Origin of the sequence: Paraburkholderia sp. BL21I4N1, from assembly GCF_002973525.1 — a bacterium.
Classification (GTDB): domain Bacteria; phylum Pseudomonadota; class Gammaproteobacteria; order Burkholderiales; family Burkholderiaceae; genus Paraburkholderia.
Genome location: NZ_PVEN01000028.1, coordinates 1 through 18554, shown reverse-complemented (window position 1 = coordinate 18554; position 18554 = coordinate 1). Strand labels below are relative to the sequence as shown.

The following is an 18554-nucleotide window of genomic DNA, read 5'->3' as shown; positions in this document are numbered from 1 at the left end:
AGACCCAAGCGGGGCTGGGCGCACTACCGGAAAAAACCGGTTCCGCAGCACTTGTCCCGTCCCGTATCGGTGCGCCACGAACACAAAAGCTGATCACCTCCGCTGGAATCGCTATCATGGTCGCGATTCGTCGCATTCGACGAATCGCTTCAATGGAGAAATACATGGCGTCATCCAACGAAACCGTCAGCATGGCGCTATTCTGCGACTTCGAAAATGTCGCGCTCGGCGTGCGCGACGCGAAGTACGACAAGTTCGATATCAAGCTGGTGCTCGAACGTCTGCTGCTCAAGGGCAGCATTGTTGTGAAAAAGGCCTATTGCGACTGGGATCGCTACAAGAGTTTCAAAGGCGCAATGCACGAAGCCAATTTCGAATTGATCGAAATTCCGCACGTGCGCCAGTCGGGTAAAAATTCCGCCGACATCCGGCTCGTGGTCGACGCGCTCGACCTTTGCTACACCAAATCGCACGTGAATACGTTCGTCATCATCAGCGGCGATTCGGATTTCTCGCCGCTGGTGTCGAAACTGCGTGAAAACGCGAAGCAGGTGATCGGCGTCGGCGTACAGCAATCCACGTCCGACCTGCTGATCGCGAATTGCGACGAGTTTTTCTTTTACGACGACCTTGTGCGCGAGAGTCAGCGTGCGGTCGCCAAGCGCGAATCGTCGCGTCCGCAACAGGCCGCCCAACCGGCAGCCAAACGCGCGCCCGACGAAGAGAAAACCCGCACCAAGGACGACCTCGAAAAACGCCGCACGAAAGCGGTCGAGATCGCAGTCCAAACGTTCGACGCGCTCGCCTCAGAACGCGGCGACAGCGGCAAGATCTGGGCGTCCGTATTGAAGAACGCGATCAAGCGTCGCAAGCCGGACTTCAACGAGACGTACTACGGTTTTCGCGCCTTCGGCAATCTGCTGGAAGAAGCCCATGCGCGCGGTCTGCTTGAATTCGGCCGCGACGAGAAATCCGGCGCATATGTCTATCGGAGCGCAGCCGCGAGCGCGGCCGGCGAAAATGCGCAGGAATCGGCTGAAGCCGTCGAATCCGTCGAGCAGTTAGATGAACAGCAGGTCACCGAAACGGCACCGGCCGAGTCGGGTGGAAAACACGAATCGCGTCGTCGAACGCGCGGCAATCGCAAGGCAGGCCGTGGTCAGCAGGAAGGCGTCCACGAAGAGCGCGCGAGCGCCGAGCGTACCGTCGCCGTGCAAGCTCAACCGGACCATGCGCATGGTACAGACGACTACGCGCCGTCCGAGGGCGAGCCTGCTTCCTTCGAGCAACCGGTATTCCCTTGGCCTGGACCGGAGAATTTTGAGCCTGCCCCGATCGCCCTGGACGACGAGGAGCAAGGGGAAAAAGAGCAGGCAACCAAGCCGATCGAGCGTCGCAAGCCACGCGCGCCGCGCAAGGCAGCCGCGAAGAAAGCGAAGAAGGGTACGCCGCGAACGATCGAAGACGTCCCGGCGATCGCCGCGCCTGCTGAAGCATCGGCAGCCCCTGCTGAACGCGTTGAGCGCGTCGAGCGCGTGGAAGAGCAAGAAGCGTCTGAAACCGCGAAACAGGCGGCGAAACCTGTCGCGAAGAAAGCCGCGCGCAAAGCGGCGCCGCGTAGTCGTCGTCCGCGAAAGGCAGCCGCGAGCGACGCCGAATAAGCGCATCGCGTTGGGTGCCGCGCATGAATACCCAACGCGCTATCCACCGTAACAAGCACGCCCAACAGGCGAGCCGCGCTAACTACGGCAACGGCGCCAACCGCGCCACAGCGTAACGGCGTCACGACCTCACAGCGCCACGGCGCCAACAAAAAAGCCCCTGCTCACGCAATGAGCAGGGGCTTTTCTCTTCCGAGCCAGCCTACGAAGCACACCACCAAACCACCAACCCACCCCCACCAGCAAGTCCGGCCACAACCCTCACAACAGCCCAAACACCACCACCCCATTCGTCGCCCCAACATAAACCTTCCCACGCGCAATCATCGGCGTGATGAACTTGTTGCCCGCGCCCCATTGATCGCGCGTCCCCGCCTGATTGCTGTTGTACAACTCGTTCGCGAGGTTACTGGCGTTGTACGCATGCAAAGCCCCCACCGTGCCGTTCTCCGCCGCCCACACGATCGCGTTGCTCGACCCATTAGCCGACACAGCCGGTGTCGCTCCGGGATAAGCAAACGTAATCGCACTCTTCGACGCCGCCGTCGTCGCGAGATACGCGCCCGTGATCGGCAATGCCTTCAGGCTATCGTTCCATCCGCCGTAGTACACCACCCCGCCGTAGTAAGCCGGCGATCCCCAGATTCCACCCGCCAGCGTCCCGACCAATTCCTGCCAGATGTTGTTAGCGGTCGGACTGAATTTGCCCATCGAATCGCGATCGAGAATATAGATGTTGTTATCCTTGCCCGCGGTCACCGCGAGGTGCTTGACGACACCCGCCGCAGTGGTCTGATCCGGTAACAGCATCACGCCGCCCGATCCGTAATCGTTGTCCACGTTCGACTCGGCTACGACGTTGTCCATCGCGAAGTAATCGGTGATTTGCAGCGTGCCCAAGGTCATCTTGATCGCCGAGTCGCCATAGTCGCCGTCCACGGGGAAGCCCTGCGCGTTCAGCGTGGTGCCGAACGTCCCATTGGCGCCCACGGCGTATAGCGACGTTCCGTCCGACGACATCCCCGAGCCGGCCATCCAGAACGAGCCCTGACTGCCGTTCGGTGTCACGTCGAGCGCGCTGGTCTGCTGCAGCGTGTCGGCGTTATACGCCATGATCCAGCCGGTGTACGCGCCCGACATGCAGTGCGAAGTCCAGCCCATATAGATGTTGCCGCCGACCAGCGTTAGCGCGGCGCGCTCCGTGTACATCGACGCGCTAAACGCGATGACGCCGTTGACACTGCCCGCACCATTGCCCGGGAAGCTCGCCGCGATCTCCGTTGGCCCGCCGAACAACTCCGCGCCGCTCGCCAGGTCGAGCGCATGCAGACGATGGTGGTAGTTGCCGCTTGCGTCTTTCGTCATCGCCACGGCATACAGCACGCCGTTCGGTCCACGGTTGCGGTCGATGACCGGCGTCGATGTGATGCCGATTTCCGGCGTGAAGTCCTGGCAACTGAAATTGTCGCTGGCGGTTTCGCCGCTCCCGGTCAGCGAGACCTGCCACAGGAGCGCGAAGGTATTGGCGTCGTACGCGTAAAGGCTATCGTGCTCGGACGCGACGTAGACCACGTCGTGCGACGTGCCTCCAATCGACAGGCTGGTGACGAAAAGCGGTTGCGCGTCGACTTTGCCGTCGGCGGCAAGAAACGCGACCTTGCCGAAGGTCGTGGCGTTGACATTGGCGGGCGTGAGCGTGGTTTCGGCGAGCATCTGGCCGGTGCGGCCGAGGTCGTTGTGATGCATCAGCACGTCGGTCGCGAAGGCAATCGTCGTGGTCGTCGAAGGTGTGGGCGTGGTGCCGGTTGAGCCGCTTCCAGTGCCGGTGCTACCGGAGCCCGAACCGGTACCGCCCGTCGTACCGCTACCGCTGCCGCTCGCCGAACCCGACGCCACCGTCGACGAACCGCCCGACCCGCCGCCGCACGAAACAAAGCAGGCCGTGACGAACACCATCGCCAGCCACGCGCGCACGCGCGACCACGCACTCGGATTAACCAGACCGGTTTGCCGTCGCCGCATATTCGCCTCGTTCGCGCGAAATCCGGCTCGCTCCGCACGAAGGGGGCGAAGTCAACAAGCTGATGTGCCGGCCGGAAAGGACTGATGGTGCTGAGCAGGCAGGGCCGTCAGACACCCGGATTGCCGCCCAGCCTCCTTTCAAACCTAGGCGTTTTGCTGGCGGCTTTGCCGCCATCCTGTCGCGCCTTTCCGCCAGACCTGACAAATCTTTGACAGCAATAAACCGGCCCGCTCCGCCGCGCGGATCCGTTGATTCGACAGCGCCGGCATGCCGGTCGAAGCGGCCGCCCGGTTTCAGTAATACGGATACGGTGCGTACATCACCGGCGGCGGTGCGTAGTAGCGCGGCGGTGGCGCGTAATAGTACGGCTGCGGTTGCACATACACCGGCTGATAGGCGGGCTGCGGCTGCGAAATGGTATTGCCCGTGGACGTCATGCATTGGGCGTAAGCGGCGTCGTAGCGTGCCTGCAATCCCGCCGCGGAATACTGCGCGCCGTTCGCGCCATTCGCACCGCCGAGCAGCAAACCGCTGCCCGCACCGATCGCCGCGCCCGCACCCGCGTTGCCGGCAGCCGCGCCGATCAGCGCGCCGACCGCGGCGCCGCCGAGCGTGCCGATTGCCGCGCTGTTCACGCTATTCGTCGTAGCGGCCTGGGAGGCCGTGCCGTTAGGGTCCGTGGACCGGTTCGCATAGTCACGGCAGGCGTAGTCGTCCTGCTGGAACTGGCCGAGCGGTTCACCGCTCCGCGGCATCGCGACCACACTCGGGCCGCTCGGCGGCATCACCGCGCATCCGCCGAGCGCAAGCGCCATGACGGCGACCGGTATCGCAATGCCAATCGATTTAGTGCTGGAGATCATCTTGGGGCGCTTCAGAAGCTATGGGAATTTAAACGTTAGGCCAATAGCTGGAACGCTTGGTTACAGGATCGTTACAGATCGTTTTTCCGCTTACAACCTCGCGACGCCTCGCACCGGCCGCGCGTAGCACGGTGGCGTGGTGCATTACACGCGTGCGGCGAAGACATATCGGGTAACGCTTGTAAGCGCATTCGCAACCTGTTTGCGACGTGAGCGGCCTAAACTGGCCTCCGCGATGGCAGAGACACACGACGCCGGCTCGACGCAACCCGTCTACGACACATCAGGAACGACACGATGAAACGGCTTGTTTTCATAGTGGCTACGGCTTGCGTGGCCTGTATTCCACCGGCCTTCGCCCAGTCGAATCCGGCGTTGCAGAACTCGGTGTTCGCGCAACCGGCCACCACCACCACGTTCTCCAGCGCCTCGGTTGCGCAGAACTTCCAGTACATCAATCATCCGCCGCCGCCCGCGCCGGCTAGTGCGGTCAAACCGAACGGCGGCGGTCGTGGCGGCCATCGGCGCCGGCAAGCGTCGACGGATGCCAGCACGGACAGCAGCGGATCAATACAACCGTAACCGGCGACGCTCGTGCGTACTCTCGGGGGGCCCGGACGCTCTCACACAGCCATCCGGGCGTCGCACCGCAGTTACCAACTGTGACAAAGCTTGCATGTCAAAGCGATCCAGACCCGACGCGAAACCCAAATGGCGCCTCTCAATACGGGCGATTAACACCAACCGTCGGCAGCGACCGCGCCTCACCACCGGCCTCGACGCCACCCACCCGCTCACGCCTGTTTCGCGCGAGACGGCGTGCCTGATCGCACCAATCCCGCCAGACTTTGACATACACCGCTTCGACGTGCTCCGCGAAGCGCGCGCCGTCCATCAGCGGTGACGCCGCGAGACGCGCCCGCAAGCCTGTGCGGATACCGTCCAAACGCGGCAGATCGCGGGCCAATCGAACGGCGATATCGACGAACTGCGCGTCGGTATCCGCAACCAGTTCGCGCAGTCCGAGGTTCGCCGACTGGCTCAAGCCCGCGCGCCCCGCGGCCGTCTCGCCGACCCGCGTGACAACCGGCACGCCCATCCAGTACGAATCGAGACTCGTCGTGTGGCCGTTATACGGAAACGTGTCGAGGCCGAGATCGATCTGGTGATACGTGCGCAGGTAGTCCGCACGCGGCCGGAACGGCGTGAAGGCGATCCGCTCCGCCGCGATGTCCTGCCGCCCGAGCCTCTCGATCAGACTCGCGCGCGCCGCTCCCTCCGGCGCCATCAGCAGCAGACGGGCGTCGGCCACTTCGCGCATCACGCTTCCCCACATCGCGAAGGTCGCGTCGCTCAGCTTGCACGGGTTGTTCAGACAGCCGAACGTCGGATAACCGTTCGATAGCGCGGGCAGCGCGTTGACCTCCGGCCTATCCGTCAGCGGGTCGTAGCACCAGAACGAATCCGGCAGGCGGATCGAGCGCTCGCTGTACATCGTGTCGGCGCCGAGCGGATCGAGCCAGGGGTCGGTCAGGCGATAGTCGATTGCGCCGATGCCGGTCGTCCCCGGATACGCGAGCCACGCAATCTGCACCGGCGCGGGTTTGCGCGCGAACAGGAGCGGTCGGCCATCCGCCATATGCATGGTCAGGTCGATCAGAATGTCGATGCGGTCGTCGCGGATGATCTGCGCGAGTTGTTCGTCATCGAGGTTGCGCACGTCGCGCCAGATATCGGCGTGAGTGGCGACGCGTTGGGTCAGATCGTCGGGCCGCGCGACGCTCGCGTAACAGAAAATCTCGAAGCGTTCGTGATCGTGATGCGACAGCAGCGGCAGCGTGAACAGCGTCTGGCAATGCTCGCGAAAGTCCGGCGACACATAACCGATACGCAAGCGACGCGACGGCGTCGGATCGTTTGAATGCGGCTGGTGCGCGCCGCGAAACGGCGCCTCATGGCGCGCCGACCAGCGGCGGCATTCGTGCAGCAGCGGCTGCGAGTGTTCCGCCTGAAACGTCAGCGCGTAGGCCAGATTGCTATGCGCGACGACATTGCAGGGATCGCAGGTCAACGCACGGCGATAGCTGTCGATGCCGTCCGCGAGACGCCCTTGGTCTTTCAGCACATTGCCGAGATTGTTGTGCGTGACGGAATGATGTGGCTCGACGGCCAGTGCGTCGCGCAGATGCGCTTCGGCATCGGCGAAGCGGCCGAGTGTGCGCACCAGCGTGGCGGCGTTGTTGAGCGCGGCGACGAAACCCGGGCGCAATTGAATCGCCGTGGCGAACGCATTGGCGGCTTCGACGCGCGATCCGGCTTCCTGATAGACGATGCCCAGATTGTTGTACGCGTCAGCATGGGCCGGCGCTTGCGCGATCGCGCGTTGATAGTGGATTACCGCTTCGCGCTTTTTGCCGAGCGCGTGCAACGCATTGGCGAGGTTATACGACGCCTCCCGGAACATGGGATCGATCTCGATCGCGCGCGTCAGCACGTCCGCCGCGCGCGCGAAATCGCCGCGCCGATGCAGCGCGACGCCAAGATTCACGAGTCCGCACGGCGACGCCGGCGCGACCTGCACCGCCGCTTCGAGCAGCACGAGCGCTTCGTCGAGACGACCGAGCGCTTCGAGCAGCGTGCCGAGATTGGTGAGCGCGTTGGCGTCGCCGGGCTGCGCGTCGAGCGCGCGCCGGTAAGTGGCTTCCGCGTGGTTCGCGTTGCCTAGTTGACGGTGACAGTTGCCGAGATTGTTGAGCGCGTCGGCGTGCGTGGCGTCGAGCGCGAGTACCGACGTGTAGGTGTCGATCGCCGCGGGGTAATCGGCGGCGGATTGCTGCGCGGCGGCCAGCGCGAACAGCACGTCGGCGCAAGCGTCGTGTTCGTGCGCCAACGCTAGCCGGTAAGCGGAAATCGCGGCCGTGAACTGTTGTGCGCCGGCCAGCACCTGGCCGCGTACGAAATGGTAACGCGCGTTGTCGGGAACCACACGCAACGCGCTATCTAGCCAGCCGAGCGCGGCTTCGTACGCGCCACACTGCATGTCGAGCACGCCGAGGCGGTACATCCAGTTCGCGTTGCCGGGTTCGATGGCGAGCCCGCTTTCGTACCACTGGCGCGCGGGACCGAACTCACCCGCGACGTGGTGTGCTGTCGCGCGTTCCAGAATCTGCTTGCTGTCCATCGTGCCCCCGGGCGTAACGCTTTTTCATCGATTGCGCGTCGACCGTTCCCGTGTTGCCTTCAGCACGACGAGACGTCGGCTGAACGAACGGGGACGAACGCTCGGGAACGATAGCGAGCCAGCTCTTACCGATGTTTACCGGTTCGTACCGGCGGGAACATTGTGAAACAGTGGGTGGGTGCAGCGAGATCGACGAAGTGCACGCGCGGCAATCGCACGGCGCGGGAGGCAGCGGCCAATCGCAAGCAAGCCAAGGCAGGCGCCGCGGACATAGCCAGCACCGCGCGAGCCCCGCTCAGCCGATGGCGCTGGAAGAAAAGAGTCTTTCGATGCTGAAACACGGGGCTTTCGGCAAGAACCGCCCCATGATGCGATCGGCTGACGAAGCTTGCCCTTTGGAAGAAATACCCGGTAATCCGTAAGTAATAGTGCGTGCGGATACTGCGTTCGCAGCGGGTCGAACTGCGGCAGGAATACGACGGAACAGCTGGCCGCCGCGTTTGCACTGACATCCGTTCAGGCAAACGAAACGCTACAAAACAAAAAAGCCCTCACGGTGGAGGGCTTTCTTTCCGACTTACTTTCGAGCGTGACTCACTCATGGCTCACGCTTCAACCGCTAATCTCACGCGAAGTTCTTCGACGCGAATTCCCAGTTAGCGATGTTCCAGAATGCTTCGACGAACTTCGGACGCGCATTGCGGTAGTCGATGTAGTACGCGTGTTCCCACACGTCGATCGTCAGCAGTGCCTTTGCGTCGGTGGTGAGCGGCGTAGCGGCGTTGCTGGTCGACACGAGGTCGAGCGAACCGTCAGCCTTCTTCACCAGCCATGCCCAACCCGAGCCGAACGTGCCGACTGCGGTCTTGGCGAACTCTTCCTTGAACTTGTCGAACGAACCCCACTTGGCGTTGATCGCGTCGGCCAATGCGCCGGTCGGTGCACCGCCACCTTGCGGCGACAGGCTGTTCCAGAAGAACGTGTGGTTCCACACTTGAGCGGCGTTGTTGAACAGACCACCCGTTGCCTTCTTGACGATCTCTTCGAGCGACAGGTTCTCGAACTCCGTGCCCTTGATCAGATTGTTCAGGTTGGTCACATAGGTCTGGTGATGCTTGCCGTAGTGGAACTCGAGCGTCTCTTCCGACATATGCGGGACGAGTGCGTTTTTCGCGAACGGCAGCGGCGGGAGCGTATGTTCCATGGTGCTTTCCTTTGTCTGTATCTGTTGTGGGGGAGTCTGCGGACTACACTTTTGAGCACTCGATTGTAGGCGAGTTGGAATAACCCCGCAAACCAACGGACTTTATGCCCGGCATCGGCGAACATGCCGCACATAGCGCGTAATTAGTGCTGTCGCATGCGTTGTGCCCGCCTTTTGCGGCGGATAAAAAAGCAATGTTCGAGGACCTTCGGCGGTGGTTCAGAAACCGTCAGTGAGGCGGGCTTGCACATCGGCGATTGCAATATCCGCAGACCCTTCCGCGAGATGCACGGTGAGGCGCCGCCCCGGCTTCAACGACGCCGGCGCGCGCACCGCACGACCGTTCTGCGCGTCGAGTACCGCCGCATAGCCGCGCTCCAGCGTGCGCTGCGGGCTCAGCACTTCGAGCCGCGCGGCCAGCGTGCCGATCTTCGCGCTTTGACGTTCATGCTGGCGTAACAATGCCGCGTCCAGACGTTGCGTGAGATTGCCCAGCTTCGTTTGATGCGCGGCGAGATCGGGACGCCAGCGCTGCCAGCGCATCTGCAACAGCGAAAACCGCGCTCGCGCATCGCGCACCGGACGCGCCCCCGCCGACGCGAGCCGCACGCTCAACTGCTGCAAATGCATGCGTTGCCGCGCCAGACGCTCGGCCGGCGACACGAGCCGGCGCGCCAGCCAGTCGAGTTGCTGGGCGCGCCGCTCCATCATCCGACCGAAGCCGCGCGCGAGCGTGGCATGCCGCTGATCGAGTTCGCGCAGCAACAGCACACGTTGCGGACTAACCAGTTCGGCGGCGCCGGTTGGGGTCGGCGCACGCACGTCGGCGGCGAAATCGGCGATCGTGAAATCGGTTTCGTGACCGACACCGCTCACCACCGGAATCGCGCTTTCGGCGATCGCGCGCGCCAGCACTTCTTCGTTGAAGGCCCAGAGGTCTTCGATCGAGCCGCCGCCGCGGCACACGATCAGCACGTCGACTTCGCGGCGCGCATTGGCGGCGTCCACCATCGCCGCGAGTTTGGCGCTAACGCCCACGCCCTGCACCGGCGCCGGATAGACGATCACCGGAATATGCGGCGCCCGGCGCGACAGCGTGGTCAGCACGTCGCGCAATGCGGCGGCCTGCAATGACGTCACAATGCCGATCGCCCGAGGATGCGACGGCAGCGCGCGTTTGCGTTCGGCGGCGAAGAGCCCTTCGGCTTCGAGCTGCGCCTTCAGACGCAGAAACGCTTCGTAGAGCCGCCCTTGTCCAGTGCGGCGTACCGCTTCGACATTCAGTTGCAACTCGCCGCGCGGCTCGTACATCGTCACGAGCGCGCGCACTTCGATGCGGTCGCCTTCGCGCGGGGTGAACTCGGCGTATTGCGCGCGGCCGCGGAACATCACGCAACGCATCTGCGCTTGCGCGTCTTTAATCGAGAAGTACCAGTGGCCGCTCGCGGCGCGCGTGAAGTTAGACACTTCGCCCGCCACCCAGACGAGCGGAAACGAGCGTTCGAGCATCGTGCCGATCGCGCGATTGAGCGCGGAGACGGGAACGACGACCTCACCGCCGGGCGCGGCGGACGAAGCAAAAGGGCTTTCGGGATTCATGCGAGGAATGTCTGTAACTGGCCGGACAGACGATAGACCGAGCGGCCATCCGCGTCCAGCGTCGCGGGTGAATTGTTAAAAGTGTCCACATGGCGGGAAACGCCTGACAAATCCCGCCAGTGCGCCCGCCAGAGCATGGAAATCCGAAGCATCCCGTTGATTTATATGGCATTTATATCTCTTTAAGGAGAATCATTACCGATGCGGAGCGCTCCGAACGGCCTTCTCCGCCGGTTGGACGGCAGGTTCTCCACAAAGTTATCCACAGGCTGCGAAGCGCGTGCGAAGGGCCGAATTCGCGTCTTTGTCAAGCCGCGCGACTTGCCGGGCTGGACGCTCGCGCGCTAGAGTGGCGGGTTCTGACGGCAAACCGTAAGCCCGGCGAAGCACGGTGTACCGCGTGGATGAGCAAGCTCTGCCACGGGTCGTCGCCCGCTGCTGCCGGACCGTTTCCGCCTCATTTTTTGATTGTCCGGAGAACCGCGTTGATGCTGACCCCGCGTAGTATGTCCGGCCTGACGTCCCGTCTTGCGGCCGACGCCTTCATGCCGCCGCGCCGGCCCGCTTCCGCGGACACCGTGCTGTTCGTCGACACCACTTGCCCATGAGCGACTTCAACGACCGTCTCGAAGCACGCCTCGCGCGCGAATGGCAGCAGCGCGGCCCACTCGCGTGGGCGTTGACGCCCTTCGCTTGCGTGTTCGGCGTGATCGCCGCCGCGCGCCGCGCCGCGTTTTCTCTCGGCTGGCTCAAATCCGTGCGCATCGGCGTGCCTGTGGTGGTGGTCGGCAATGTGACCGTCGGCGGCACCGGCAAGACGCCGACCGTGATTGCCCTGGTGGAAGCCTTGCGCGCCGCGGGCTTCACTCCCGGCGTGGTGTCGCGCGGTTACGGCGCGCGCGTGAAAGCACCGACGCCGGTCACGCCGGCTTCGGCGGCGAGCGTCGGCGGCGACGAACCGCTGCTGATCGCCCGCCGCACCGGTGCGCCGGTCTGGGTGTGCCCCGACCGAGTGGCTGCCGCGCAGGCGCTGTGCGCCGCGCATCGCGAAGTCGACGTGCTTGTCAGCGACGACGGCCTGCAGCATTACCGCCTGAAGCGCGACGCCGAACTGGTGGTGTTCGACCACCGCCTCGGCGGCAACGGTTTTCTGCTGCCGGCCGGTCCGCTGCGCGAACCGCTGTCGCGCCGCCGCGATGCGACGCTCGTCAACGATCCGTATGCACGCACCTTGCCGGCGTGGCCGAACACTTTCGCGCTGCCGCTCGCTCCCGCCGACGCCTGGCACCTGGACAATCCCGCGCTGCGCCGTCCGCTTGCGCAATTCAGCGGCGAGCGCGTGCTCGCCGCGGCCGGCATCGGCGCGCCGGAGCGTTTTTTCGCGACGTTGCGCGCCGCCGGTCTGACGCCGGCTACCCGTGCGCTGCCCGATCACTACGCGTTCGAACGCAATCCATTTACCGACGTCGACGCCGACACGATCCTGATAACCGAAAAGGATGCGGTAAAATTAGGGTCCTGGCACGACGCGCGTATCTGGGTTGTCCCGGTCGAAGCCGCGCTCGATCATCGCCTCATCGCATTAGTTGTGGAGAAAGTCCGTGGACGCTCGCCTGCTTGAAATTCTCGTCTGCCCGATCTGCAAGGGCCCGCTCAGCTACGACCGCGCCGCGCAGGAACTGATCTGCAACGCGGACAAGCTGGCTTATCCGATCCGCGACGGCATTCCCGTCATGCTGGTCGACGAAGCACGGCAAACGGTGGAAGGCACACCGGTCGACCTGAATCCGGGCTCGGTGGCGTAACACGTCTCTCTCCGAATGACTCACGCCAACGCCACTACTCCTCCGTTCATCGCCGTCGTGCCGGCCCGGCTCGCTTCGACGCGTCTGCCCAACAAGCCGCTCGCCGACATCGGCGGTAAGCCGATGGTGGTGCGGGTCGCCGAACGCGCACGCGAATCGGGCGCGCAGCAGGTGCTGATCGCATCAGACGCGCAGGCAGTGCTCGACGCGGCCCGCGAGCACGGCTTCGAAGCGGTGCTCACGCGTGCCGATCATCCGTCGGGCACGGACCGTCTCGCGGAAGTTGCCGCGCAGTTCGGCTGGCGCGACGACACGATCGTCGTCAACGTGCAAGGCGACGAACCGCTGATCGATCCGGCGCTGGTGTGCGGCGTTGCGTCGCACCTCGCGGCGAGCCACGGCTGTGCGATCGCCACCGCCGCGCATCCCATCACCGACGCCGCTGAAATCTTCAACCCGAACGTCGTCAAGGTCGTGCTCGACGCGCGCGGCGTGGCGCTGTACTTCTCGCGCGCGCCGATCCCCTGGGCGCGCGACGCTTACCAGCCGCACTGGCCGGATATCGCGTCGATGCCCGCGCCGCCGGCCCCCGCCGTCGTCTATCGGCATATCGGGCTGTATGCGTATCGCGCGCAATTCCTGCGCACCTACCCCACGCTCGCGATCTCACCGATCGAGCAGGTCGAAGCGCTCGAACAATTACGCGCGATGTGGCATGGCGAGCGCATTGCGGTGCGAGTCACCGACAACGCCCCGCTGCCAGGCGTCGACACCCCCGCCGATCTCGCACGCGTGCAGGCTTTATTCGGGTCTTGAGCAGAAAAACCCATGGCATAATCGGACGGTTGTGCGCGCCTCCCGTTACAAGCGAAAGTCAGGGTTTGCCCGGTCGCGCCGTGGTTATGTTTGCAGCGCCGTCGTCTCGACGAGCAGCGCAAAGTTCACCACGGCAGTCGGCGCGGCCCCCTCGACGCATCGTGGGATGACTGCAGCGCCGCCCCAAGAATTCACATAGATCTGGAGATATCACATGCGTTTGATCCTTTTGGGTGCGCCCGGTGCAGGCAAGGGCACTCAGGCAACCTTCATCAAGGAAAAATTCGGCATTCCGCAAATTTCCACCGGCGACATGCTGCGCGCCGCCGTCAAGGCCGGCACGCCGCTCGGCATCGAAGCCAAGCGTTTCATGGACGCGGGCGAGCTGGTCACCGACGAGCTGATCATCAATCTGGTGAAGGAACGTCTGCAGCAGGCCGACTGCGCGAACGGCTATCTGTTCGACGGTTTTCCGCGCACCATTCCGCAAGCTGAGGCCATGAAGCAGGCCGGCGTCGCGATCGACTACGTGCTGGAGATCGACGTGCCGTTCGACGAGATCATCGTGCGCATGAGCGGCCGCCGCTCGCACGCCGCGTCGGGTCGTACGTATCACGTCAAGTTCAATCCGCCGAAGGTCGAAGGTGTGGACGACGTGACCGGCGAACCGCTGATCCAGCGCGACGACGACAAGGAAGAAACGGTCAAGAAGCGTCTGGAAGTGTACGAAGCGCAGACCAAGCCGCTGATCGAGTACTACACCACGTGGGCCAATAACGGCGACGCGTCGACTTCGCTGAAGGCGCCGCAATACCGTCGCATTTCGGGCCTCGGCAGCGTCGACGAAATTCGCGGCCGCGCATTCGAAGCGCTGAAGTAAGCGCGTCTCGCACCCAGTTTGTCCAATGAAAAACCCGCCCTTGCCGGCGGGTTTTTTCGTTATGCGGCGTGACTTTCATCAAGTTCGCTTTGGGTCGCCGCGATTAGGATTAATTAGCCATCCGTAGCGGTTTTCGGTTGGAAGGCACCAGGCCAACCGACGCAGCCACTGCGCTTTCCGCAATGCAGCATAGCCGTTACAATCGATTATCGAAAAGATATTCGATCCAGATACCACTGAACAAACCGTAGCAAAGGAGAAGACATGGAGATTCGTGACAACGTATTCCTGATCACCGGCGGTGCATCGGGTCTCGGCGCGGCAACGGCGCGCCTGTTCGTCGAGAACGGCGGCAAGGTGGTTCTCGCCGACCTGAACGAAGCGGCCGGCCAGGCGCTCGCGCAGGAACTCGGTGGCGTGTTCGTGAAATGCGACGTGAGCCGCGAAGACGACGCGACACAAGCCGTCGAAGCCGCCACAAAGCTCGGCACGCTACGCGGCCTGATCAATTGCGCGGGCGTCGCGCCGGCCGTCAAAACGGTGGGCAAGGACGGGCCGCATCCGCTCGAGTCGTTCTCGCGCACCATCTCGATCAACCTGATCGGCACCTTCAACATGGTCCGCCTCGCGGCCGCGGCCATGTCGAAGAACGAGCCGAATGCGAATGGCGAGCGTGGCGTCATCGTCAACACGGCCTCCGTGGCGGCGTTCGACGGCCAGATCGGCCAGGCGGCTTACGCGGCGTCGAAGGCCGGTGTGGCCGGCATGACGCTGCCGATCGCCCGCGACCTGTCGCGCAACGCAATCCGTGTGATGACGATCGCGCCGGGCATCTTCGAAACGCCAATGCTGCTCGGCATGCCGCAGGAAGTGCAGGACGCGCTCGGCGCGATGGTGCCGTTCCCCCCGCGTCTCGGCAAACCGATCGAATACGCGATGCTGGCCAAGCAGATTTTCGACAATCCAATGCTGAATGGCGAAGTGATTCGTCTGGACGGCGCGATCCGGATGCAGCCGAAGTAGTTTGATGCGCCGCCGTGCGCCGCCGAATTCGATCGGGCGGCGCGCGCCAATGCAAAAACGCCTGCGCATGATTCATGCACAGGCGTTTTCTATTGCGTTTGCTTGGGATGGGTGAGGCTAATCGCCGTCGTTGTGCTGCGTGCGTTGCCGCAACTCATGCAATTGCGATTCCACGACGGTTGCGTCCTCGGCATCCGGACAATCGCCGAGATAGCGCTCGAGGTCTTCAAGCGCGGGACGCAAATAATCGAGCCGCGCATATGCGAAGCCGCGATCCCGCACCTCTTCGATACTGTTCGGCAGCAGAATCACCAAACGCTGCTGCACCGCCAGCAGACGCTGCCAACGTTCCGTCTGAAGATAGGTGGACTTCAGAGTTCGCAGTATTCGCGCGATGATCTCGCGCCGCGTGGCCGGTTGCAGCAGCATGCGCAACGCGCGACTCACCGAGTCGCTCGCCGATGCCACATACGGCTCCAGCATCTCCACCATCTGCGACTCGGACAGCGAATGTCCGTCGGTCGGGTCGAGCATCACGTCGCCGTCGGGCGTGGTGACGCGCAGCAGGAAATGCCCCGGAAACGACACGCCACGCGCCGGAATACCGATCTGTTCGGCCATTTCCAGATACAGCACCGCGAGCGAAATCGGAATGCCGCGGCGACGCTTGAGCACCGCGTTCAGATGGCTGTTGTCGGGATCTTCGTAATCGTTGAGGTTGCGGGCGAAACCCAGCTCGCGGAAGAAAAAGCGATTCAGAATGCCGACCTTCTGGCGGATGTCGGCGTCGTCAGGCATGCGGCGCTGCAGGCGCACCACCAGTTCGTCGATCTCGGCCAGCGTGCCTTGCAGATCGAGGTCCGGATAAGCGTCCTGCGCTAGCGAGAGCACCGCCTCGGTGAGCGGCAGGCTGTCGTCTTCGGCGACGAGCGTGCTGAAATAGTCGAGAACTCGCGTCATCGTGATCACTTCACTCGTCTTTTGAAATACGCGTACTTGAAGCCCATCAGCCAAAGCATACCGAAATATAACGCGGCGAACAGAACGAGGCACGCCGCCAGCAGCGCGATCCGATCGACCGGACGGTCATGCATGCCGATCCAGTCGAAACTGATGGCCAGCCAGTGCATTGCGCCCGCCAGCACCAGACAGGCGCCCAGCAATTGCACGAAAAACTTGAGCCAGCCGCTCGACGGCATATAGATGCCGCGCTTACGCAAACCCAGAAACAGCAGCAGCGCATTGCCGCACGCGCCGAGCCCGACGCTCAGCGTGAGGCCGGCGTGCGCAAAAATCGGCACGAACACATAGTTGCTCAGCTGCGTCAGCACCAGCACGACCACGCCGATCTTCACCGGCGTTTTGATGTCCTGCTTCGCGTAGAAACCCGGCGCGAGAATCTTGATCAGAATCAGTCCGATCAGACCGACACCGTATGCGGCGAGCGCGCGGCTCACCATGACGACCGAATTGCCGTCGAACTTACCGTAGTGAAACAGCACGGCGGTCAGCGGCTCGGCGAAGAAAAACAGCGCGATCGCGCTCGGCGCGGCCAGCAGGAAGGTGACGCGCAGGCCCCAGTCGAGCAGCGACGAATACTCGTGCGGATCGGCATCGACGTGCGCCTTCGACAGGCTCGGCAGCAAAATCGTGCCGAGCGCGACGCCCAGCAGCGCGGTCGGAAACTCCATCAGCCGGTCGGCGTAGTTAATCCACGACACGGCGCCCGGGCCGATGCGCGACGCGATGTTCGTGTTGATGATGAGACTGATCTGCGCGACCGAAACGGCGAACATGGCGGGCACCATCTTCGCCAGCACGCGTTTCACGCCGCGATGCGCGAGCGCCTTCAGCGGATTCAGGCCGATGCGCGGGATCATGTCGATCTTCTTCAGCCCCGGCAGTTGTACGATGAACTGCAACACCCCGCCGACGATCACCGCCCACGCGAGCGCATAGACCGGCGTTTGCATGCGCGGCGCGACGAACACCGCCGCGGCGATGAACGCGACGTTCAGCAGCACCGGCGCGAATGCGGGCAGCGAGAAGTTCTTGTACGTGTTCAGCACGCCCGACGCCAGCGACGTCAGCGAGATGAAGATGATGTACGGGAACATGATGCGGGTCATGGTGACCGCGAGCGAGTAGGCATGGCCTTCGTGCGCCAGACCCGACGCGACGACGAACACCACGCCGGACGCGAACACCACGCCGAGAATCGACATGACCGCCAACGCCCACGCCAGCACCGTCGACGTGGCGTCGACCAGCGCCTTGGTGGCGTCGTGCCCCTGGCTGTTCTTGAACTCGGCGAGGATCGGCACGAACGCTTGCGAGAACGCGCCTTCGGCCGAAATACGGCGCAGCAGGTTCGGAATGCGGAAGGCGACGTAGAACGCGTCAGTGTATTGACTGGCACCGAACGCGCGTGCGATCAGCGTTTCGCGGGCCAGACCGGTCACGCGCGACAGCAGCGTGAAGCCGCTGACCGTCAGCAGGGCTCGGAATAGATTCATGGGGCGCTTATTATACGGGTGCCGCAAGAGCGGACGACGAGCCGGGGCGCGAATTGGATCGCGCAGACCGCGAATCGGACAGATTTGTCGCGCGGACGTTCGATCCGATCTCAATCTATCTCAATCTAATAGGCATTCCGGGCAAGCGGCCCGAACGCGACGACACATTCCCCGTTGCCACGTGCCTGATTTTGTTGCTATAATCGCCGGTTTCGAAGCTCGCTCAACTTTCGGACGGGGTTCAGGTCGGCGCCACGCCACCTGCTCAAAGCCTCAAATACTCCGGAACACGGCCCGCCTTCGCGTCGTACGATCGAATTTTTTCGACACTTTTGCGCTCTTGGGCAATCGCTTCCAGGAGTTCGGATTAAAAGCAGCACCTCACCATTTGAAGGTCGGGTACTGGAAACAGGAACAGGATAAGGAACCGTCATGGCTAATACCGCACAAGCACGTAAGCGCGCCCGCCAGGCCGCCAAGGCAAACTCGCACAATTCGGCACTGCGCTCGAAGTTCCGCACCGCCATCAAGGCTGTCCGCAAGGCGATCGACGCCGGCGACAAGGCTAAGGCCGCTGAAATCTTCCAAGCGTCGTCGAAGACCATCGACATCATCGCCGACAAGAAAATCGTTCACAAGAACAAGGCTGCTCGCCACAAGAGCCGTCTCGCTGCAGCCATCAAGGGTCTGCAAGCGTCCGCAGCGCAGTAATTCCGGTCAGCCCGCTTCGGTGGGCTACCTCCTGTTTCCGCTGCACAAGAAAGCTCGCTTTGGCGGGCTTTTTTGCTTGGGGTGACCCGTCCTGAAATAAGTTGACACCTGATCCTGCGGGAAGAAGGAGAGTCAAATTGGAAACGGGTTCGAAGCGAACGCAGCGTGATTACACGCTGGCTTTTAAACTGTCGGTGGTCGAGCAGGTAGAAAAAGGCGAACTGAGCTACAAGGATGCCCAGCGTCGTTACGGGATACAGGGACGTTCGACC

The 18554-nt window shown here is 63.2% G+C and carries 15 protein-coding genes and 1 pseudogene; 9 read left to right on the top strand and 7 right to left on the bottom strand.

All coding sequences use genetic code 11. The features are described from left to right. Positions 1-164: 164 nt before the first annotated feature. Positions 165-1661 (top strand): NYN domain-containing protein, encoded by a 1497-nt coding sequence (locus B0G83_RS36070; RefSeq protein ID WP_105512093.1) that lies wholly within the window; start codon positions 165-167, stop codon positions 1659-1661. 261 nt (positions 1662-1922) lie between these two features. Here the strand turns inward: B0G83_RS36070 and B0G83_RS36065 are convergent, their stop codons facing one another. Together B0G83_RS36065 and B0G83_RS36060 are read right to left on the bottom strand one after the other, a co-directional pair. Next, a complete protein-coding gene (locus tag B0G83_RS36065) occupies positions 1923-3683 on the bottom strand; it encodes a PQQ-binding-like beta-propeller repeat protein (RefSeq protein ID WP_105512062.1) in 1761 nt (586 codons plus the stop codon). A gap of 294 nt (positions 3684-3977) precedes the next feature. Continuing rightward, a complete protein-coding gene (locus B0G83_RS36060; protein ID WP_105512061.1) occupies positions 3978-4547 on the bottom strand; it encodes a glycine zipper family protein in 570 nt (189 codons plus the stop codon). A 297-nt stretch (positions 4548-4844) separates the two neighbouring features. On the opposite strand from B0G83_RS36060, the gene B0G83_RS36055 reads away from it, so the two are divergent. Then, a complete protein-coding gene (locus B0G83_RS36055) occupies positions 4845-5129 on the top strand; it encodes a hypothetical protein (protein WP_146120359.1) in 285 nt (94 codons plus the stop codon). A gap of 139 nt (positions 5130-5268) precedes the next feature. On the opposite strand, the gene B0G83_RS36050 is transcribed toward B0G83_RS36055, so the two are convergent. The 3 genes from B0G83_RS36050 to xseA form a co-directional block, all read right to left on the bottom strand. Then, positions 5269-7728, bottom strand: a complete 2460-nt coding sequence (locus B0G83_RS36050; RefSeq protein WP_105512059.1) for a tetratricopeptide repeat protein — start codon at positions 7726-7728, stop codon at positions 5269-5271. Between the two features lie 625 nt (positions 7729-8353). Continuing rightward, the gene (gene sodB / locus B0G83_RS36045) at positions 8354-8932 is read right to left on the bottom strand and encodes a superoxide dismutase [Fe] (protein WP_035548176.1); all 579 of its coding nucleotides are present in this window, start codon (positions 8930-8932) and stop codon (positions 8354-8356) included. A gap of 219 nt (positions 8933-9151) precedes the next feature. Continuing rightward, a complete protein-coding gene (gene xseA / locus B0G83_RS36040) occupies positions 9152-10531 on the bottom strand; it encodes an exodeoxyribonuclease VII large subunit (protein ID WP_105512058.1) in 1380 nt (459 codons plus the stop codon). A gap of 604 nt (positions 10532-11135) precedes the next feature. Here xseA and lpxK point away from each other — a divergent pair. From lpxK to B0G83_RS36015, 5 genes are all read left to right on the top strand, one after another. Next, positions 11136-12152 carry a tetraacyldisaccharide 4'-kinase gene (gene lpxK, locus B0G83_RS36035; protein ID WP_105512057.1) on the top strand — a complete coding sequence of 339 codons (1017 nt, stop codon included), beginning with the start codon at positions 11136-11138 and terminating at the stop codon, positions 12150-12152. Beyond that, entirely contained in the window at positions 12133-12336 is a 204-nt protein-coding gene (locus B0G83_RS36030; RefSeq protein ID WP_007180583.1) for a Trm112 family protein, read from the top strand. Before lpxK ends, B0G83_RS36030 begins: the two co-directional genes overlap by 20 nt. A gap of 15 nt (positions 12337-12351) precedes the next feature. After that, positions 12352-13152 carry a 3-deoxy-manno-octulosonate cytidylyltransferase gene (kdsB, locus tag B0G83_RS36025; RefSeq protein ID WP_105512056.1) on the top strand — a complete coding sequence of 267 codons (801 nt, stop codon included), beginning with the start codon at positions 12352-12354 and terminating at the stop codon, positions 13150-13152. Positions 13153-13366: 214 nt separating this feature from the next. Then, positions 13367-14032: an adenylate kinase gene (gene adk, locus B0G83_RS36020; protein ID WP_105512055.1), complete on the top strand. Its 666-nt coding sequence runs from the start codon at positions 13367-13369 to the stop codon at positions 14030-14032. Positions 14033-14296: 264 nt separating this feature from the next. Continuing rightward, entirely contained in the window at positions 14297-15055 is a 759-nt protein-coding gene (locus B0G83_RS36015; RefSeq protein ID WP_105512054.1) for a 3-hydroxyacyl-CoA dehydrogenase, read from the top strand. Between the two features lie 117 nt (positions 15056-15172). Here the strand turns inward: B0G83_RS36015 and B0G83_RS36010 are convergent, their stop codons facing one another. Together B0G83_RS36010 and murJ are read right to left on the bottom strand one after the other, a co-directional pair. Then, positions 15173-16015: a SirB1 family protein gene (locus tag B0G83_RS36010; RefSeq protein ID WP_105512092.1), complete on the bottom strand. Its 843-nt coding sequence runs from the start codon at positions 16013-16015 to the stop codon at positions 15173-15175. Between the two features lie 5 nt (positions 16016-16020). After that, positions 16021-17646, bottom strand: a complete 1626-nt coding sequence (gene murJ, locus B0G83_RS36005; protein WP_374954976.1) for a murein biosynthesis integral membrane protein MurJ — start codon at positions 17644-17646, stop codon at positions 16021-16023. A gap of 357 nt (positions 17647-18003) precedes the next feature. Between murJ and rpsT the strand changes: the two genes are divergently transcribed. Then, the gene (gene rpsT, locus B0G83_RS36000) at positions 18004-18282 is read left to right on the top strand and encodes a 30S ribosomal protein S20 (RefSeq protein WP_105512052.1); all 279 of its coding nucleotides are present in this window, start codon (positions 18004-18006) and stop codon (positions 18280-18282) included. Positions 18283-18419: 137 nt separating this feature from the next. Next, a pseudogene (locus tag B0G83_RS35995) lies at positions 18420-18554 on the top strand (IS3 family transposase); the annotation flags it as partial.

Excerpts from the sequence above, each read along its gene's own strand:
- B0G83_RS36070 (WP_105512093.1), top strand. The coding sequence starts at position 165 with ATGGCGTCATCCAACGAAACCGTCAGCATGGCGCTATTCTGCGACTTC.
- B0G83_RS36065 (WP_105512062.1), bottom strand. The coding sequence starts at position 3,683 with ATGCGGCGACGGCAAACCGGTCTGGTTAATCCGAGTGCGTGGTCGCGC.
- B0G83_RS36060 (WP_105512061.1), bottom strand. The coding sequence starts at position 4,547 with ATGATCTCCAGCACTAAATCGATTGGCATTGCGATACCGGTCGCCGTC.
- B0G83_RS36055 (WP_146120359.1), top strand. The coding sequence starts at position 4,845 with ATGAAACGGCTTGTTTTCATAGTGGCTACGGCTTGCGTGGCCTGTATT.
- B0G83_RS36050 (WP_105512059.1), bottom strand. The coding sequence starts at position 7,728 with ATGGACAGCAAGCAGATTCTGGAACGCGCGACAGCACACCACGTCGCG.
- sodB (WP_035548176.1), bottom strand. The coding sequence starts at position 8,932 with ATGGAACATACGCTCCCGCCGCTGCCGTTCGCGAAAAACGCACTCGTC.
- xseA (WP_105512058.1), bottom strand. The coding sequence starts at position 10,531 with ATGAATCCCGAAAGCCCTTTTGCTTCGTCCGCCGCGCCCGGCGGTGAG.
- lpxK (WP_105512057.1), top strand. The coding sequence starts at position 11,136 with ATGAGCGACTTCAACGACCGTCTCGAAGCACGCCTCGCGCGCGAATGG.
- kdsB (WP_105512056.1), top strand. The coding sequence starts at position 12,352 with ATGACTCACGCCAACGCCACTACTCCTCCGTTCATCGCCGTCGTGCCG.
- adk (WP_105512055.1), top strand. The coding sequence starts at position 13,367 with ATGCGTTTGATCCTTTTGGGTGCGCCCGGTGCAGGCAAGGGCACTCAG.
- B0G83_RS36015 (WP_105512054.1), top strand. The coding sequence starts at position 14,297 with ATGGAGATTCGTGACAACGTATTCCTGATCACCGGCGGTGCATCGGGT.
- B0G83_RS36010 (WP_105512092.1), bottom strand. The coding sequence starts at position 16,015 with ATGACGCGAGTTCTCGACTATTTCAGCACGCTCGTCGCCGAAGACGAC.
- rpsT (WP_105512052.1), top strand. The coding sequence starts at position 18,004 with ATGGCTAATACCGCACAAGCACGTAAGCGCGCCCGCCAGGCCGCCAAG.